A 15,166-nucleotide genomic window follows, 5' to 3' on the forward strand; every position below is an offset into this window, starting at 1 on the left:
ACCGCCGTGGGGCCCCGAGGTATAGAGGCCGGTGCCGGTCATAGTCCCATCATCGGTGTAATCCTGAGCATCGTTGTAGTTATAACCATCGATTCCAAGGGTATATGGGCTGTTCCAGGTACCGTACGGGTGGGTGCTCGTGCCAAAACCTATCGACCCGGTGTAGTTACCGGAGGCCACGTTTTTACCTTGTTCCTTGTAATTCCAGTCCTTTGCGGGGTAACCGTTTCTGGGCTGGTTGAGGTCGTATGTGGTGGGAGGGATGTCCCCCAGAGCATAAGCAATTCCGGTGTACGAAAGGAGCGCCATCAAGGATAGTAGAAAAATTAACGTTTTTTCATATGTGTCACCCCCTCTCTACGCTCGTTTTCAGCGCTTGAGATTCCCGCACACCCTGGCAGATAAACCTTATAGCGACAAAACGATTTTGCGGACATATCGTAGACCAAGAGGTCGTTCAGAATCAGAGCAGGTCATAAGCAATTAGGGAGGACGGCTTAACAATATCGTCGTTTCTCTTTTAACTAAGATGCCTATCTCTTTATATGAGCACAAGAGGATACACAGACGCATGGGTATGGGATAAATAAGAATGCATACTTCCTGTAGGTAATGGTGCAAGCGTATAGCAGGAAACTGAAAAGGGGGCGACAGCATGAGCGCAGATCAAAGTATCGGTTTCGCGGGTTGCATGAGACGCAGAAGTCGATATGCGTGTCCCGTCTCTAAACGACGCGTACGGCTTACTGGAGTCTGCGGGATAGGTCTTGGAGGATCCGTTAAGGATAAAGCCGGTATCGTTCTATTGCAACGACGTAAGCATCGCCGTCAATAAACTCGAAAAAGACTCTCCAATTTCCAGATACCTTCACGGCATAGTGGTCTTTTTTGTCTCCTGTCAGTTTGTGCAAGTTAGATTTCATTTGCAGCATTCAGCCTATCAAGAATTCTCTCAAGGCGATCAGCGTGTTCAGGCTTTATGCCTTTCTTCTTTCCCGTATAGAAGAAGTCTTCAAGACCTTTGTGTAAATAGCCCGGCGAACGTTAGAAATCAGCGGCGCGCGGATGCGTTGATTTCTAAATGCTTGGTTTTAATAAGTTTTATGCCGGCGCGGTTTATTGCCCGTACAATTTTTGAACACCAAATATGTCGCCAGTAGCCAAATCTCTTTTATATGTCTCCCCTAAATCGCTGTAGCCATACATTGTTAGAGACCAATTCGGCGGTGCATATATATCGGCTAACCCGCAGACATGCCCGAGTTCATGAGTCGCTATATCTTGCACATCCATAGCGCTCGAATCGCCTGTAGTGTTCCATTTATAGTAGCTATTAAATACCATATCAAATTCAGAGATCACACCGCTGAAGCGGTTATAGTAAAGAAATGTGGCTGCAATAACGCCGGGATAGGTATCCTCTATGTCCTTCCAGATGATATTGTTGTTACCATCAGTCGTAATACCGATAGAGGTAACTGTAGTCTCGGTGGGTGGATTAAACAAGCCAAAGCTTGTCGCATTATCCCATGTGCTTGCGCTTGTTGCCATGGTGCTTAGCACGGTATCGGTAGACAGGTCGCTGCCGGCGGGATTAATAGAATACGTTACCGAAGAAGGCCATTTCACCCCTTTGGCTATCAACTTAAAAGTCATTGAGTCATTTGAGAACGGCGCTGGTCGTGCACTTGCTTTAGCGTAGTGAAGAATCACCACCTTTTCCAAGCTTGAAGATGCGCTCGGCGCAGCTACTGCTGCAGATGCTGCCGCAAAAACCAACAACGAGACCAGCAACAAAAGAACTACAAGGAACCTTTTCGTTTTCACGTCCTTTCTTAATAGGTAAGTATTTACTGACAATATTACCATTAGATTGCCTGGTAGTCAAGCCGTAATTAACAGAAGCAATAAAACAGCAATTGAAAGCGAAGGGACTAAGCGGTGGTTCGTGAAACACGCCCACAACATAATTTACTCATCATAACCTCTCTTTATAGAGCTTTCGCTCGCACCCTGTCATGATGTCTAAAGTTCGTAGCGATTACAGCTTAGCCGGTTCGGTACCATCATATGCTACCGCACTGCTGCCAAGAGCAGGCACCATTGGCAGTTCAAACTCTGCGGCATCATCATATGGCACAGGCATTCTTCCAAGAGCAGACACTATTTTTCCTACAATAAAACCGGCAATTGCAGCTATTAAGATTGTAATGCCTATCCCTATGAGCTGTGCGCCTATGTTGATTCTACTGACAACAAAGATAGCGGCAATGCCACCCATAAGTCCGGGCATCCCGTGCAGGTTCATGACTCCGCAAGTATCCCTGCCTTTGAGTATGGCCTCAATTTTAGGTTGTAGAACGGCAAAGCCGAATGTTGATAGTGCACCAGCCAAAACCCCGACCATAAATGCTGAAACGAAGCTAGCAGAATCGCATGTGGAACCGATGGCTACACCTCCTGCTAGTGCTGCATTGGCGATATCTGCAGCTGAAATCTTGCCGCGCAGCAACGTTGAAGCAAAGTATGTGGCAATCGTGGCACCAGAAAGGGCCATGATAACGTTAATCGCTGTGTGAGGTACCAGCTCGGGTGCGACCAGTGCCGAGCAGAAGCTTGGCCAGAAGAGCCAGAGGACCGTGCTTCCGAGTAATGAAAATCTATCGCTGGTTGCGTCGGATTCAATAGGCAGATCAAATTCATTTTTACTTGTCATTGTCATAATTACACCCAGTCCGAAAATCGCACCGAATGCATGAATGACAATGGATCCTCCCGTATCAACAAAGCTGCCGGAAGTAATCAGACCCAAGCCATTCTTGAGAAGTACCCATTCGTTAAATGCATAACAGGGCAAGAAAAGTATACCGAGCAATATGTACTGACTCATTTTTAATCTTCCGAGAGCTGCGCCGGCGCATATAAGAAGACTAGCCGCTGCGAATTCCGCCAAGATGAGCTTATCAATATCAACGCTTGGACCACCCATAATGCCCAGGCTGTCTTTTAGAATATATAGAGGGATCGCCACACTTACAAGCAGATATGTTGCAGTGACCGCAGACCGACCATACTGTCTGACAAAAACCATTAAAAAACCGAAACCGACTAAGAGCATTGCCATAATATGGATCGCTCGGTCGTATTTCTGTACCCCTACAATAGAATCAAGATCAGCACTCCACGCGATTCCCGTAGATATAAATAACATCACCAACGTCCAAAATATAATTTGTACCAAGCGAAACTTCTTCATACAGTTGCTCCCTTTGTAAGTGAATAGATGTTTACATAATCGTAACTTGATGTTTACTTAAACGTTACTTAGTGTTTATTTAATCGTAACATTGCATAATCCTGCTGATATTGTGTTAATTCTAAGTTAACTCTTTTCGTGTTAATGCTTAAATATTCTAAAATGCGTTGATTGTGCCAAATAAGGTATCCATGAAGGCCGAGGGTCTCCGGGAAGTCATCGGACGATACTCAATAATATAAAAAGCCCCGACATTTCTATCAAGGCTTTCTTTTCGGTGTGGAGGATAACGGGCTCGAACCGATGACCTCCTGCGTGCAAGGCAGGCGCTCTCACGAACGTTTCCTTCGTGAGCTAATCAAACAATTCATTAATTAGAAGACGTTTCTCTTTTCCAAGATGTGACGCAACATCACTAAGGATGCTGTTAAGGGTTCCAACCCGCAAGGGTTTGTGCGCAGGTATGGTTATGTGGTGTTCGCCATTTTGATTGGTGGTTAGACGAATATGACTTCCAGTCTGCCTTGTTGTTTCATAGCCATAATGTGCCAGTAGCTTCGCAAGCTCCTTCCCTCCGATATCCTTTGGGAAGCTCATACCGCAATAACCTCATCTTTTACAAGGTGAAGGCGAATTAGCTTGGGCATATCTTTTTCGTCGAAGTGCGTCCTGACTGCGTCTTTTACAACTTCGCGCAGCTCTTTCATCGTGTCGGCCTCGGAATAAATAGAATATCCAACAGCCTTCGCTTCGTAACCACCTTCGGACGCTTCTTCAACTAGAAAGATAATTTCTTGCACGTAGATTCACCTCGCAAACACAATAAAGACTTTCAGCGGCACATTTATATAATAACACATCAACTATTGAAGATATTAGTCTGTCTGGTACCCGTTTCTCAAGCGGTAATGGTATGAACTAAAACGAAAAGCCCCAACCATAAATCGGAGCTTCTATTTTAGGTGTGGAGGATAGGGGACGATCTTCGAATCTTCCTTCTTGCACGGCAAGAGATAAACCCCTCGCTGTCAATAAAAGCGGTATACATGTAAATAATTAGATGATATACTACACATAAAGTATTAGCGCTTATTATGCAGCCTTATTATGTAAACCATTAAGTAAATATGGCGGATGAGCAATTTGGAGTTAACGACCAGGAAACGATAACGATTCAGTTCGTAGCTTTTGATGAAACCGGTGCATTTATAGCCGATGAATCGGAAAAAGTCTTAGGTAGAAGATGGCTAGCTGTACGTGCTATTAATATAAATCCAAGGAGAGTCTGTGACTAACAATGAGCCTCGGGAAGCTAATAATACCATATCGGGAGTTCCGCAATTAATAAATAAACACAGCCCAGAACCGGCCGTTATGCAGGAACAACTCGACCTTGTAAGTTATTTCTATCGCCGATCCCCAATTCAACGATTAGCAGTTTCCGTAATTATGGCGGTGCTTGTATGGATGGCCGTCAGATACTGGTGGACATTTCAGCCGCTCATTTTAATTCCTTTGATTGTTGGACTCTTGCTTCCTTCAATGCTGGAAATCGGCGACTTGCCTCTCGTTTCACTGATTACAGCAGTCATTGCCGCGGTTCTATGGCCGATAGAGGGTGCGGCCGCAATTCTGGCACTGATTGTTACCACGGTTGTTATGATGGCGGTCTCTATTGGTGTTGCAGCACTAACCAAAAACGGTTGGCGCCCCTTCCTACCATATATAGCGCTAGCCATCATTCTAACTGGATTTTTTGCCCAGGGAGTTGCCGAACAGCGAGTTGTCAAAGATAACGGCTATAGCTTCGTAGACCTCCTCAACTATGAACCCCCACCCAAACAATATGCCTTTGATGGTTTTATTTACCTTAAAACGTTTTACCTTATGAAGCAGGGCTCAGGATACTATGATTCTTTAAAAGGCGCGTTGCTTGGCGATCAGAGGTCTAGTGCTCTTCCAGCCTCTGTGATGGGGTGGAGGGAACCAACTGTCTTCTATATATGGAATATATTGTTTTCGACTGGCGAGCAGGTCGGGATAGGTTTCTTGCTTCTTACGATCATAGTTGCTATTTTAGTATTTTTGGTCGCAAAGGAATTATCGAATGCAAATCTTGCCGTTTTGCCAGCTGCGTTGGTATGCGGCTATTATATGTATGGTGTCGCAAGTATGTGGATTGTATTTGTCGAGTACTGGGCTCTGCCAGTATCATTGGCCGCAACCCTGTTCTTTTTGCGAGGCAAAAACTCTATCGCCGCTGCATTTGCGGCAGCAGTGCCGCTCTTTCGCGAGCTGTACATTTTTACGCTCATGGCCGGATTTTTTGGTACGCTTGTCGATAAGAATCTGAAGAAGATTCTTGTATGGGTCGCTGCGGGTTTCGCTTTTCTCGGCATCTACTTCCTCCATTACCTAAAGGTAAAAACGATGGTTCCAGGTCCAACACCTGGATGGGGGGGGGTGCAAGGCGGAGGGTTGCAATTCATACTTGATTCTATATCGTTTTCAACCGATAATCTAGTGACCATGCCGAACGTTCCGGTTGCGTTTTATATTTTTGGCCTCATAGGCCTGCTCTCTGTGCCCTCGCTAAGGAATAAGGTATTCTTTGCAGCTCTGGTGGTTTTGCCGCTTATCGTTTTCTATAAGTTTTTAGGTTATCAATGGAGCTACTATTGGGGAGTATGTTATATGCCGTTTGCCTTATTGGGGTTCGCACCGGCGCTCGTTGTAGTTGAGAGGCTTTTGGTATTGATGCTAGAAAGGTTAGGCATACAGGCTAGCGTCGAAGTGGCTACAAGGTAAGTGATTAGGAAATACTTAAATTGAAATAACGGTACTGGCCGCTAGAGGCTCCGATTGGCTACCGGAATGACCGCAATACCTATTGCCGGTGTACAAAATCAAAAGGTAAATGCTCGCAACCGTTCATCAGAGAAGAGGCTTTAGAACATGAAGCTGAGCTTATCTTGGAGCTGCTGGAGATGGATCAAGAGATGATTCCTGAGATCTTGTGGAAGGATAACGGGCTCGAACCGATGACCTCCTGCGTGCAAGGCAGGCGTTCTCACGAACGTTTCCAAACCACACCCCCGTTGTTCAGCGCCAGTTTATGAAGTCATTGATAGTGACTTCTGCATCTTTTAGAATCTTATTTGTAATTCCGCGACCTAAATCCTCTCCCTTGTGATCGGGAACAGTCGTCGTTCTGCCGTCGGGGTGCCTGAAAAACTTATGGCTACCTTTATGCCTTTTTTGCTTAAAGCCTAGACTACTGAGAAATTCTATCATTATCTTGGACGTAATGACTGGCATCCCGGTCATGTGTTAACTTAAGCTCCAACTTCAAGTTGTTGAACAGCTACGAATTTCATTGGAACCGGTTTCTCTTCCTCAAGGCACAGCTCAATTACTTCTTTTATTCTCGGGTATAGCTCCTCAAGAGTCTTAGCTTGAGTATAGCAACTCTTTAATGCTGGAACTGTAGCTACATAATATCCATCTTCATCCTGCTCAATGAGAACAGTGAATGTATATTGGCTTGGTCTGCTTTCCCCCACTTTTTCTGCCCTCTGTTCCTAGCTAATTGACGTTATGAATTTCTGGCTTTATTATAACAAAAACTTCCTGTTGATTTTCCTAATTTTGAGAAGGAATGTTTTGAGGTATAGCAGCCTCCTGCGTGCAAGGCAGGCGCTCTCACGAACGCTTTCAAACCACGCCCCCGCTCAAAACAATGGTCTACGCATAAGTCCTAGTCGCTTAATCTACGCTGTTCTATGAAAATATCCGGCTGGGGTGCGTTGGAGATTATGCTCTCGGACATATAGTTCTGCTTTATGGCGCAGGCTTCTCGCATCACCGTAGATAACGATACCCTCTAATAAGACATTAAGAATAATGCCCCTGCCCTTCCCCTTCATTGGTGGAGGATAGGGGTTGAACTTAGAACATATTTAGGTAGCCAGGTAGCTCTGATTATTCCAAGCTAAGTAGCAGGGCTTAGGTTTTTCGCATTACTAAGATGCGTTCAAATTTAGTGGTTTTGGTCTCCCGCCGTGATCTTCGCTCGTCTGGAATGCGATCATCATAAATAGTTTCAACAACGAACTGATTGTTTGTTTCCTCTAATGCAAGGTCTGCAAGAATCTCGGCAGTACGCTTTGTCTTACCGTTTCTCTCAAAATCGCCTAAAACCAACGCACAGTAGCCATCAGTTTTCAGAACTCTATTCATCTCCTTAAGACAAAGTGCCATTTGGGATAAGTAAACCTTATTATTGGCGGTCAATGAACTATCTAGCTCTTTCCAGTCTTGACAGCCAAGGAACCAGAGGCGCAGCCTATTGTCTCTAGCATAATCAAGTGCCCCAAAATACGGCGGGCTAGAGACTATGGCACCAACAATACCATCATCAATTGGTAATGCCATCGAATTTGCTTGCCAAACCTGAAATTCCCGGTTGTTCCAATCAAGTGGCAAATAGTGTCGGCGATAAGCTCTTTTAACTTTAGCCATTAGACGAGTGCGAATGTCACGATAAGCGTACATTTCAGGGAATTGATCGGGTGGATACTTAGATTTGCGCAAATAAGGGACAAGATGGCTTGCAGGGTAAGAGAGAAACCCGGGTCGCACATGATGAAGTATGCCAAGCAATGAGGCGGTTAAAAAGTAATCTTTTTGCTGGTTCAATATTTGAAAAGCTGAGACAACCTCTCGCAGAGTATCTGGGTGAAAAAACTCACTCACCCAAGCAGGAATATTAGAAACATCGACAGAAGCTGCGAGGTCTTCAGCAGCGCAAATAAGTAATTCTGCACGCTTTAGAGCCTCTTGCTCGCTAGCTGGTGCTTCAAGTTTTCCGCGTGTTAGCGTATATGCATATGGGCTGAGATCATTAGCATATGCTTTCCTGCTCAAAAGAGCTGCTTCGAATGGAACAACGCCTGAGCCAGAGAAAGGGTCAAGCACTATATCACCTGGTGAGGAATAGAGGTTTATAAGAACCTTAGCCATGCCTGATTTAAGCTTGCCCACATAAGGAGAGAGTTGTTGTAGACTACTCTCTCGTCCATTAAACGAACCATGCCATAAGCGTGCATCCAACTTGTCGATAAGTTCATGGTCATCAAAGAATATCAGCTGCTCGGAGCAATCAATTCTATTATCTAACGTATCTATCCCTATATTCGCCATGCACGCGACCTACTCTCGCCAACGATTTCACCTTGATGTACAACAGTAACCATTCTACATAATTTATTACCGGAAAGCCTTTCTAGTTTAACATGTACTTCCCACAAATGTTTATGCCTAGACGTGCTACTAACACCAAATAGGTCTAGCAATCGCACAGGTAATCTTAGGCTGCCAAGTGTGTGAACAGGTGGCTCTGGGTTTTCTAATGACGGGGGGTTCTTTGGGAAAAGAAAGATATCGGGCGCAGCTCTAAGGGCTATGTCAGTCTCTTGTCCAGGATATTTTGGGCATGGTCGGGTTTTTGTGCCGCAAAGAATATCTTTAATTAGCAAGAAATCTACGTGTTTCTGTCTTCTGATCATCTCATTCGTTAAACGGCTGATTATTGCACGCGCACCGTTTGCCGGTTGATTAACAATAGCTCCATCGAGGTTACACCAAACACCAAATTCCTTAGCCCATAGTGGGCGTTCTGAAATATTAATACTATTACCTTCGCCGCCTTTAACTTCAAGGGCCATGAAATAATCAGGGTCTCTATCAAGTTGAGCATGGAAATCAAAACGCTCGCTACCGCGCTTGCGCTCAAAATCAACTATTTGGTTACGTTCCTTAAGGTGCGCAAGAACATTTTCAACAAAGCCTTCTCGGCTATTAGTAGAGGAAGCAATAAAAGAACCGCGGATACTCTCCACTGCAGAGCGGAAAACCAAGCCACTATGGTAGTCTGCAGGATCGATAGCGTGTTCGCGCAGAACGTTGGGGTGAAGAGTGTCGAGATTTGAAAGCAGATCGATTGTCGGCTGAACTTGTGTTGTTATGCGTTCTTCGTGTTGGCAAGGAAGCATCATGGCTACACCTCTGACCTCTGCTAGATATACTGGTGAGTAAATTCTGGAATCTCACCACTAATTATATCATCAAACATCCATGCAAGTTTCCAAAGGCAAGATACAACTTAGACCGGGCGAACTGGGCTGTAGGAATGAAACTCTATATCCTGATAGAAAGGATTTCGATAAAGAATTCAGCAGACTTGCACAAAATGTTAGAAAAAATCGAGAACGTATAAAAAAGCAGCAGATCGTACTGGTAGCGGTATCGAGGGCATCACAGCCCAAGTATCCATACCACAACATCTCCCGATGTTTGGAACGTCTGGTCTTAAAGGATACCCAATCCAGGTCCGAGTTACCGACGAGAATTGCCATGAGTATCCAGAGACCTTCGTGGAGGATAACGGGCTCGAACCGATGACCTCCTGCGTGCAAGGCAGGCGCTCTCCCAACTGAGCTAATCCCCCGTAATATGTGGTGCGGACGCCTCGTCGATTGGTCCGCATAATTTAAGACATCGCGAAGGATGTCCTTGACTATTTTATAGTATCTTTACGCAAACATCAACTTTTAAGCGCGGTAGGGGAGGAGATGGCTAAACGTTAAACCTGAAATTAATGATATCGCCGTCTTCAACTACGTACTGTTTTCCTTCAAGACGCACTTTTCCGGCTTCTTTGGCCTTCGTCATCCCGCCCAATGCGGAAAAATCGGCAAAGGAAACGACCTCGGCGCGGATGAAGCCCCGCTCGATATCCGAGTGGATTTTACCGCCTGCCTGTGGCGCAAGAGAGCCTTTCTTTACCGTCCAGGCCCGTACCTCATCCTCGCCGGCGGTTAGGAAGGATATGAGATCAGATAGCTCATACGCCGCACGGACGAATTTGTTCCTGGCCGATTCCGAGATACCCAGCCCCTCGAGAAATTCAGCCTGCTCGGCGGCAGCCATCTCGGCGATTTCCATTTCGATGGCGCCGCAGAAGTCGATTATCGGCACGCGGCGCTCGGCGGCAAAGGCCTTAAGTTCAGTTAAGTCGGCGCTTTTATCCTCGCCGGTATTTACAACGAGGAGAAGCGGCTTAAGGCTTAATAGCTGGAATCCGCTTAGCGCTTTGGCCTCGGTCTCGTCGAGTTCAAGAAGCCGCAGCGGCTTTTCTTCATCCAGCCAATCCTTGCATTTCTTGATCAGCTCGTATTCGGTGCCCTTTTTATGCTCCTTCTCGAGGCGCTCGATCTTTTTCTCCAGCACGATGAGATCAAGCACCATGAGTTCCGATTCCAGCTCCTGGAAGTCCTTAAGCGGCGCAACCTCGCCCGGCGATGTCAGCTCGTCGATAAAAGCCCGCACCACTGCCGCCAGGGTATCGACCCCTTTGATGAGGTCGATGGTCTGCGTACCGCCGAGCGCGCTCGCATTGGCGTCGCTCGGGCCCGGCACATCGACGAACGTAATCTCGGCAAACGTAGTCTTCTTGGGTTTATAGACCTCGGACAGGTAGTCGATCCGCTCATCCGGGACTTTTATCACCGCAAGGTTCGCTTTTTGCGCCCCGTAGGTGCCGGTCTGAGCCGAAGAACCGGTTAAGGCGTTGAATACGGTCGTCTTTCCCGCCTTGCTCAGGCCGATAATTCCTACTTTCATGATCCTCCATCTATGCGAATATAATTTATTGGTAAACGTGATAAGCGCGGCACACTTTGCCCGCTGCCACGCTTTAAAATCCTGTTTTCGGATTTCGCCCTATCTACTATATATCAAATCGCCGCTGCTCACAAGCTGAGCAGCGGCGTGCGATGCAGGGGAGATGTTGCAACTGCACTGCCGGCAGGTATAAAATTTAAGTATCCACGGATATGGAGGTAACGCAGTGAACAATTTTAGAACCTGGCTTCTAATGGGAGCGCTGACGGTTCTTCTGGTTACGGCCGGAAATCTTATCGGCGGCAATACCGGGATGATGATCATGGTGGTGTTTTCCATCCTGATGAACTTCTCGGGCTACTGGTTTAGCGATAAGATCGCGATCAGCATGACGCGTTCGCAGCCGGTAGAGGAGCGCGATGCGCCGCAACTTTACGCGATAGTACGGAGTCTGTCGCTGAGGGCCGGGCTGCCCATGCCGCGCATCTATATGACGCCATCTGCGCAACCCAATGCTTTTGCGACCGGCAGAGACCCGGAGCACGCGGTCGTATCGGTGACCGATGGGCTGCTCAGGCTCCTCTCCCAAGAGGAAATCGAAGGTGTGCTTGCGCATGAGTTGGCGCACGTTAAAAACAGGGATATTCTGATCGGCTCGATGGCCGCGATGATGGCCGGTGCGATAACCGCGCTTGCCAATATCGCCCAGTGGGGCCTTATCTTCGGCTTTGGGCGGGACGATGATGACGGAGCGCTCGGTATTGTCGGCGTTTTGCTCACCATCATAGTCATGCCGATTGCGGCCATGATAGTGCAGCTTGCGATATCGCGCTCGCGCGAATACGGCGCGGATGCGACCGGCGCCAGGATTGCCGGGCGACCGGAGGGCCTGATAAACGCGCTTATAAAGCTCGAGCACGGCGCCGAGTCGGTTCCGATGGACGTGAACCCTGCAGCGGCGCATATGTTTATCGTAAATCCGCTTTCGGGCCGCAGTTTGGCCGGTCTGTTTAGCACCCACCCGCCGATCCCCGAGAGGGTGGCGCGACTTAAAAAAGCATTCGAATAAAGAAGGCCTTTGAAATTACGCAAAAGGGAAGGGTCCGCTTGCAACGGACCCTTCCCTAATCGGCTACCAAGCCGCCGGTACTTATACCTGGCGACTACGGTAGACCTCTTAGCAGCAATTCATCGTTAGCGTCATCACCTACGACAGTGCTACTGTCAACGTGGCTTGGACTATCCGCATTCCAAACCGTTGGGTTATGACAATCAAGACACACGCTATCCACATCATGTACCGTATAGCTTGTAGGACCAACGGTTCTCGTTTCACCGACGCCGATCAGCTGCCGTCAAAACCGAGACCGAAGAGGTCGTCTTTAAGCATCATCCAACCAAGCGTGCGGTGCGGCCAACTAAAGCCGTCATCCGAGCAGAAACTATTGATTGTTGCCGAATCGACAATCGTCGTAGTAGTTCTCCAATCGCTCGGCCAATCAACGTCACGGGACTTCTTATAGAAGGCGTAGGTGACGCCGGCCGCCGTCCAACTGTTTTCGTACATATTTTGCTGGCCGGTGCTGGTATTGAAGACATAGTATGTCGATAGCTTCTGGCTATCATCTGCGGCATCGGCAGTGCTCGTCGTATATGCTATGGTTGTTGCCGTTATGCCGACCACGGTTTCCTGATGGCAGGTACCGCATGCACTTGAGCCTTTATGGCAGTTACGGCAGTGCGGGCCAAAGTCGTTGTTATCCTCCGGATTAAACGTCATTTGGCGTGATCAGTGCCGTGGCTGCGCATCGTGACCGTAGGCCAGATCGTAGTTGCCCTTCCATTCGGGAGTATCCGTGCTGTGGCCCTGGTCGCGCAAGGCGCGGTCTTCGCTGAAAAGCGGCGCCTGGATCGTATGCAGCCCCGCATTGCCGTCATGGCAATCGGTGCAAAACTCGGACACATTCCACACCCGCGCTGATGCCGACATGTTTCGCTGGTTATACCCGATGCTCGTATCCGATGTAGAGGCCGCGCCAATCGGGCTATTCCAGTCGGTCGCAATCTTGTTGACCGGATACGGCGTGGTGGTGTCGAACTCGTTAAGGCCTGCCGTGATCGCATCCGATATTTCGGCGCCGGCGGTTACGGTAATATCGGGGTCGCCGGTAATACCGCTTGCAACCGTAGTATTTGCCCCCGCGGTCTCCCTATCCGGGTCTTTAACGAGAAGCCAACTGCCGGAAAGATATACCGGCCCCGTTGAAATATGGGTCGGGTCTCCGGGAAGGATATCGTGCCCCGGGTTTGCGATACCAAATACCCTGGTCATGGTCACGCCGTTGATCGTTGTCTGCGTTTCCTCGCCAACCGGATCGCCAAGGCCGTCAAAGCCGAGCATTCTCGCCGGGTTGGCGTGCGGGCTGTGGCAGTCGAAGCATGAGAATCCGCCAAGCCAGTAATTTGGCGTATATGCCGGGAAGGTATCATCCGGGGCCCTCCATTTGCCGGTTTGGATACCGAACCCAAGCGTATGACCCACGTTGTACTCGGTCGTGACGTTGTCATCGTTATCCATCTGAATGTTAAAGCCCGAGCCGGCGCCAAACCCGTGGCACCAGTCGCACGCCTCAAACCTGGTATCAGATCTTAACAACTTAAACTTACCGGCTGCACGGTGGACTGCATGGCACTCACGGCAACGGTGGGTAGTGGTTAAGTAGCCGCCGTGGGGTCCGGCGCTAAATATATCGGCTATGCCGTCACTGTCCGAGTCGGCCTGGTCGCCGACGCTTGTATATGATTGCGGGTCGTTATAGTTGTAGCCGTCTATGCCCATTGTATACGGGCTATTCCAGGTACCATACTTGTGGGCGCTTGTAGTGCTCCCGTTGAAGTATACGGTCAAACCACCCGACTGAACCGCCACGCCCTGGTTATACTCGGCCCACACATCGGTGTTTGCGGTGGGCAGGCTGTATGTCGTGGGGCCAATATCGCCCCCCGCGGCGAGAGCAACCCCGCTTCCTGCTGTTAGGGTAAGACCTGTAACTATAAGAGCTACAAAACTTTTTCTCATCTAGGTCACCTCCTTTCTTAAGCGGCGCAATAACCGCTTGAAGATGGTGTGCTACAAAAAAGACAAAGTGACCGATCGATTACCGGCGAACGGTTATAATAAGTGCTTTGTTGTAAACTGCGAACATTACTACGGCATCGCTTCAATCGCTCAGCCACTTAAAATTCGGGACAGATATGCTGTTAAGCCGTATCCTGGCCCTTTTAGGCTATATAGAGGGTAGTATCGGTTTACGCTGGGCATACTTTAGAATACGGCTCTTCGGAGGAGTGTTCAGGGGGCGGTTGCTTACAAAATAAAAGGGTCCGCTGGCCAAGCGAACCCTTTAGTTGCGCGCAATATAACCTTAAGTGTTTAAAATAACGCTGTGCTTCGCTACCCGTCGGCAGTCGGCACCTGTGCCGTATGACGTACAGCCATTACGGCAAGCCTCTTTGAATTACATCATCATTGTAGATGGTGTTGCCGCCGGTGTCAGTATGGTTGCTTGAGCTTGTCGCTCCCCAAACTGTTGGGTTGTGGCAATCCAAGCAGACGCTGTCTACGTCATGCGCGGCTACGCCATTGCCGTAAGCACCTTGTCTGCTTTCGCCGGCACCGACAACTTCGCTGTCCTGTCCTGCGGCTCCAGTGCTATCACCGGATATACCGATGTCGATACCAAAGAGGTCGTCTTTGAGCATCTTCCAACCGAGTGTACGGTGCGGGAAGCTTAGACCATCGTCAGCGCAGGTTGCGCTAACCGGGTCTACGGCATCTCTCCAGGATGCTGACCAGTCAACTGTACGCGAACTCTTGAGCTGACCAACGATCTTAGGTAGTATCGCCGTATCAGTACCATTAGGAGTTGGCGTCGTGAGAAGCGACGCTGCGATCTCGTTGGCATAGCCGTTGCTGGTCTGCGTCAGCTCGTACATGGTGAGCGGCGCATAGTTACTCGCGGCCGGCTCGGGCCAGCTTCCCGGAGCAAACAGCGCATCGATGCTGGCTGCGTCAAAGTTGCTCGCAAAGTCTAGCATGGACGCGAACAACCATGTGATCGCGGCGCGGCCGTTATCGGCTGCATCAGCTACCGGCGCAGCGGTATCGGTGTTGATACCCTCGAGGTACGAGTTGGTGTTGTGGCATGCGCCACAACCGCTTGAACC

At 48.5% G+C, this 15,166-nt stretch carries 16 protein-coding genes and 1 tRNA gene; 2 read left to right on the top strand and 15 right to left on the bottom strand.

The genetic code is table 11. The features are described from left to right. The 6 genes from COY37_RS09935 to COY37_RS09950 all read right to left on the bottom strand — a co-directional run. The coding region (locus COY37_RS09935) for a hypothetical protein (protein ID WP_286977434.1) at positions 1-309 on the bottom strand (309 nt) is incomplete at its 3' end. A gap of 470 nt (positions 310-779) precedes the next feature. Further along, positions 780-932 carry a type II toxin-antitoxin system RelE/ParE family toxin gene (locus COY37_RS12100; protein ID WP_502693756.1) on the bottom strand — a complete coding sequence of 51 codons (153 nt, stop codon included), beginning with the start codon at positions 930-932 and terminating at the stop codon, positions 780-782. Between the two features lie 184 nt (positions 933-1,116). Continuing rightward, positions 1,117-1,827 carry a matrixin family metalloprotease gene (locus COY37_RS09940; protein ID WP_286678250.1) on the bottom strand — a complete coding sequence of 237 codons (711 nt, stop codon included), beginning with the start codon at positions 1,825-1,827 and terminating at the stop codon, positions 1,117-1,119. A 214-nt stretch (positions 1,828-2,041) separates the two neighbouring features. Next, on the bottom strand, positions 2,042-3,256 hold the full coding sequence (locus tag COY37_RS09945) for an ammonium transporter family protein (protein ID WP_286678249.1): 1,215 nt from the start codon (positions 3,254-3,256) through the stop codon (positions 2,042-2,044). 354 nt (positions 3,257-3,610) lie between these two features. After that, positions 3,611-3,853 carry a type II toxin-antitoxin system HicA family toxin gene (locus tag COY37_RS11985; protein WP_353682438.1) on the bottom strand — a complete coding sequence of 81 codons (243 nt, stop codon included), beginning with the start codon at positions 3,851-3,853 and terminating at the stop codon, positions 3,611-3,613. Further along, positions 3,850-4,056: a hypothetical protein gene (locus tag COY37_RS09950; protein ID WP_286678248.1), complete on the bottom strand. Its 207-nt coding sequence runs from the start codon at positions 4,054-4,056 to the stop codon at positions 3,850-3,852. The genes COY37_RS11985 and COY37_RS09950 overlap by 4 nt, the downstream gene beginning before the upstream one ends. 487 nt (positions 4,057-4,543) lie before the next feature. Between COY37_RS09950 and COY37_RS09955 the strand changes: the two genes are divergently transcribed. Then, positions 4,544-6,064, top strand: a complete 1,521-nt coding sequence (locus COY37_RS09955; RefSeq protein WP_286678246.1) for a hypothetical protein — start codon at positions 4,544-4,546, stop codon at positions 6,062-6,064. Between the two features lie 294 nt (positions 6,065-6,358). Here the strand turns inward: COY37_RS09955 and COY37_RS11990 are convergent, their stop codons facing one another. The 6 genes from COY37_RS11990 to COY37_RS09980 form a co-directional block, all read right to left on the bottom strand. Then, complete coding sequence (locus COY37_RS11990; RefSeq protein ID WP_353683021.1) at positions 6,359-6,583, bottom strand: type II toxin-antitoxin system HicA family toxin; 225 nt, start codon at positions 6,581-6,583, stop codon at positions 6,359-6,361. A gap of 8 nt (positions 6,584-6,591) precedes the next feature. Then, a complete protein-coding gene (locus COY37_RS09960) occupies positions 6,592-6,819 on the bottom strand; it encodes a type II toxin-antitoxin system HicB family antitoxin (protein ID WP_286977436.1) in 228 nt (75 codons plus the stop codon). A 442-nt stretch (positions 6,820-7,261) separates the two neighbouring features. Then, the gene (locus COY37_RS09965; protein WP_286977438.1) at positions 7,262-8,458 is read right to left on the bottom strand and encodes a DNA methyltransferase; all 1,197 of its coding nucleotides are present in this window, start codon (positions 8,456-8,458) and stop codon (positions 7,262-7,264) included. Beyond that, on the bottom strand, positions 8,446-9,312 hold the full coding sequence (locus tag COY37_RS09970) for a hypothetical protein (protein ID WP_286678243.1): 867 nt from the start codon (positions 9,310-9,312) through the stop codon (positions 8,446-8,448). Before COY37_RS09970 ends, COY37_RS09965 begins: the two co-directional genes overlap by 13 nt. Positions 9,313-9,691: 379 nt before the next feature. Continuing rightward, positions 9,692-9,764: transfer RNA gene (locus COY37_RS09975), tRNA-Ala, on the bottom strand. Positions 9,765-9,892: 128 nt separating this feature from the next. Next, the gene (locus COY37_RS09980; RefSeq protein ID WP_286678242.1) at positions 9,893-10,939 is read right to left on the bottom strand and encodes a DUF933 domain-containing protein; all 1,047 of its coding nucleotides are present in this window, start codon (positions 10,937-10,939) and stop codon (positions 9,893-9,895) included. Positions 10,940-11,165: 226 nt separating this feature from the next. Here COY37_RS09980 and COY37_RS09985 point away from each other — a divergent pair, with 226 nt between their 5' ends. Next, entirely contained in the window at positions 11,166-12,008 is an 843-nt protein-coding gene (locus COY37_RS09985; protein WP_286678241.1) for a zinc metalloprotease HtpX, read from the top strand. A 276-nt stretch (positions 12,009-12,284) separates the two neighbouring features. On the opposite strand, the gene COY37_RS09990 is transcribed toward COY37_RS09985, so the two are convergent. From COY37_RS09990 to COY37_RS10000, 3 genes are all read right to left on the bottom strand, one after another. Beyond that, positions 12,285-12,719, bottom strand: a complete 435-nt coding sequence (locus tag COY37_RS09990) for a hypothetical protein (protein WP_286678240.1) — start codon at positions 12,717-12,719, stop codon at positions 12,285-12,287. 9 nt (positions 12,720-12,728) lie between these two features. Beyond that, a complete protein-coding gene (locus COY37_RS09995; protein WP_286678239.1) occupies positions 12,729-14,018 on the bottom strand; it encodes a hypothetical protein in 1,290 nt (429 codons plus the stop codon). A gap of 419 nt (positions 14,019-14,437) precedes the next feature. Beyond that, positions 14,438-15,166: hypothetical protein (locus COY37_RS10000; RefSeq protein ID WP_286977441.1), on the bottom strand; the 729-nt coding region annotated here is incomplete at its 5' end.

This window comes from Candidatus Aquicultor secundus (genome assembly GCF_002791875.1).
Lineage (GTDB): Bacteria > Actinomycetota > Aquicultoria > Aquicultorales > Aquicultoraceae > Aquicultor_A > Aquicultor_A secundus.

Excerpts from the sequence above, each read along its gene's own strand:
- COY37_RS12100 (WP_502693756.1), bottom strand. The coding sequence starts at position 932 with ATGCTGCAAATGAAATCTAACTTGCACAAACTGACAGGAGACAAAAAA.
- COY37_RS09945 (WP_286678249.1), bottom strand. The coding sequence starts at position 3,256 with ATGAAGAAGTTTCGCTTGGTACAAATTATATTTTGGACGTTGGTGATG.
- COY37_RS11985 (WP_353682438.1), bottom strand. The coding sequence starts at position 3,853 with ATGAGCTTCCCAAAGGATATCGGAGGGAAGGAGCTTGCGAAGCTACTG.
- COY37_RS11990 (WP_353683021.1), bottom strand. The coding sequence starts at position 6,583 with ATGACCGGGATGCCAGTCATTACGTCCAAGATAATGATAGAATTTCTC.
- COY37_RS09965 (WP_286977438.1), bottom strand. The coding sequence starts at position 8,458 with ATGGCGAATATAGGGATAGATACGTTAGATAATAGAATTGATTGCTCC.
- COY37_RS09970 (WP_286678243.1), bottom strand. The coding sequence starts at position 9,312 with ATGATGCTTCCTTGCCAACACGAAGAACGCATAACAACACAAGTTCAG.
- COY37_RS09980 (WP_286678242.1), bottom strand. The coding sequence starts at position 10,939 with ATGAAAGTAGGAATTATCGGCCTGAGCAAGGCGGGAAAGACGACCGTA.
- COY37_RS09990 (WP_286678240.1), bottom strand. The coding sequence starts at position 12,719 with ATGACGTTTAATCCGGAGGATAACAACGACTTTGGCCCGCACTGCCGT.
- COY37_RS09995 (WP_286678239.1), bottom strand. The coding sequence starts at position 14,018 with ATGAGAAAAAGTTTTGTAGCTCTTATAGTTACAGGTCTTACCCTAACA.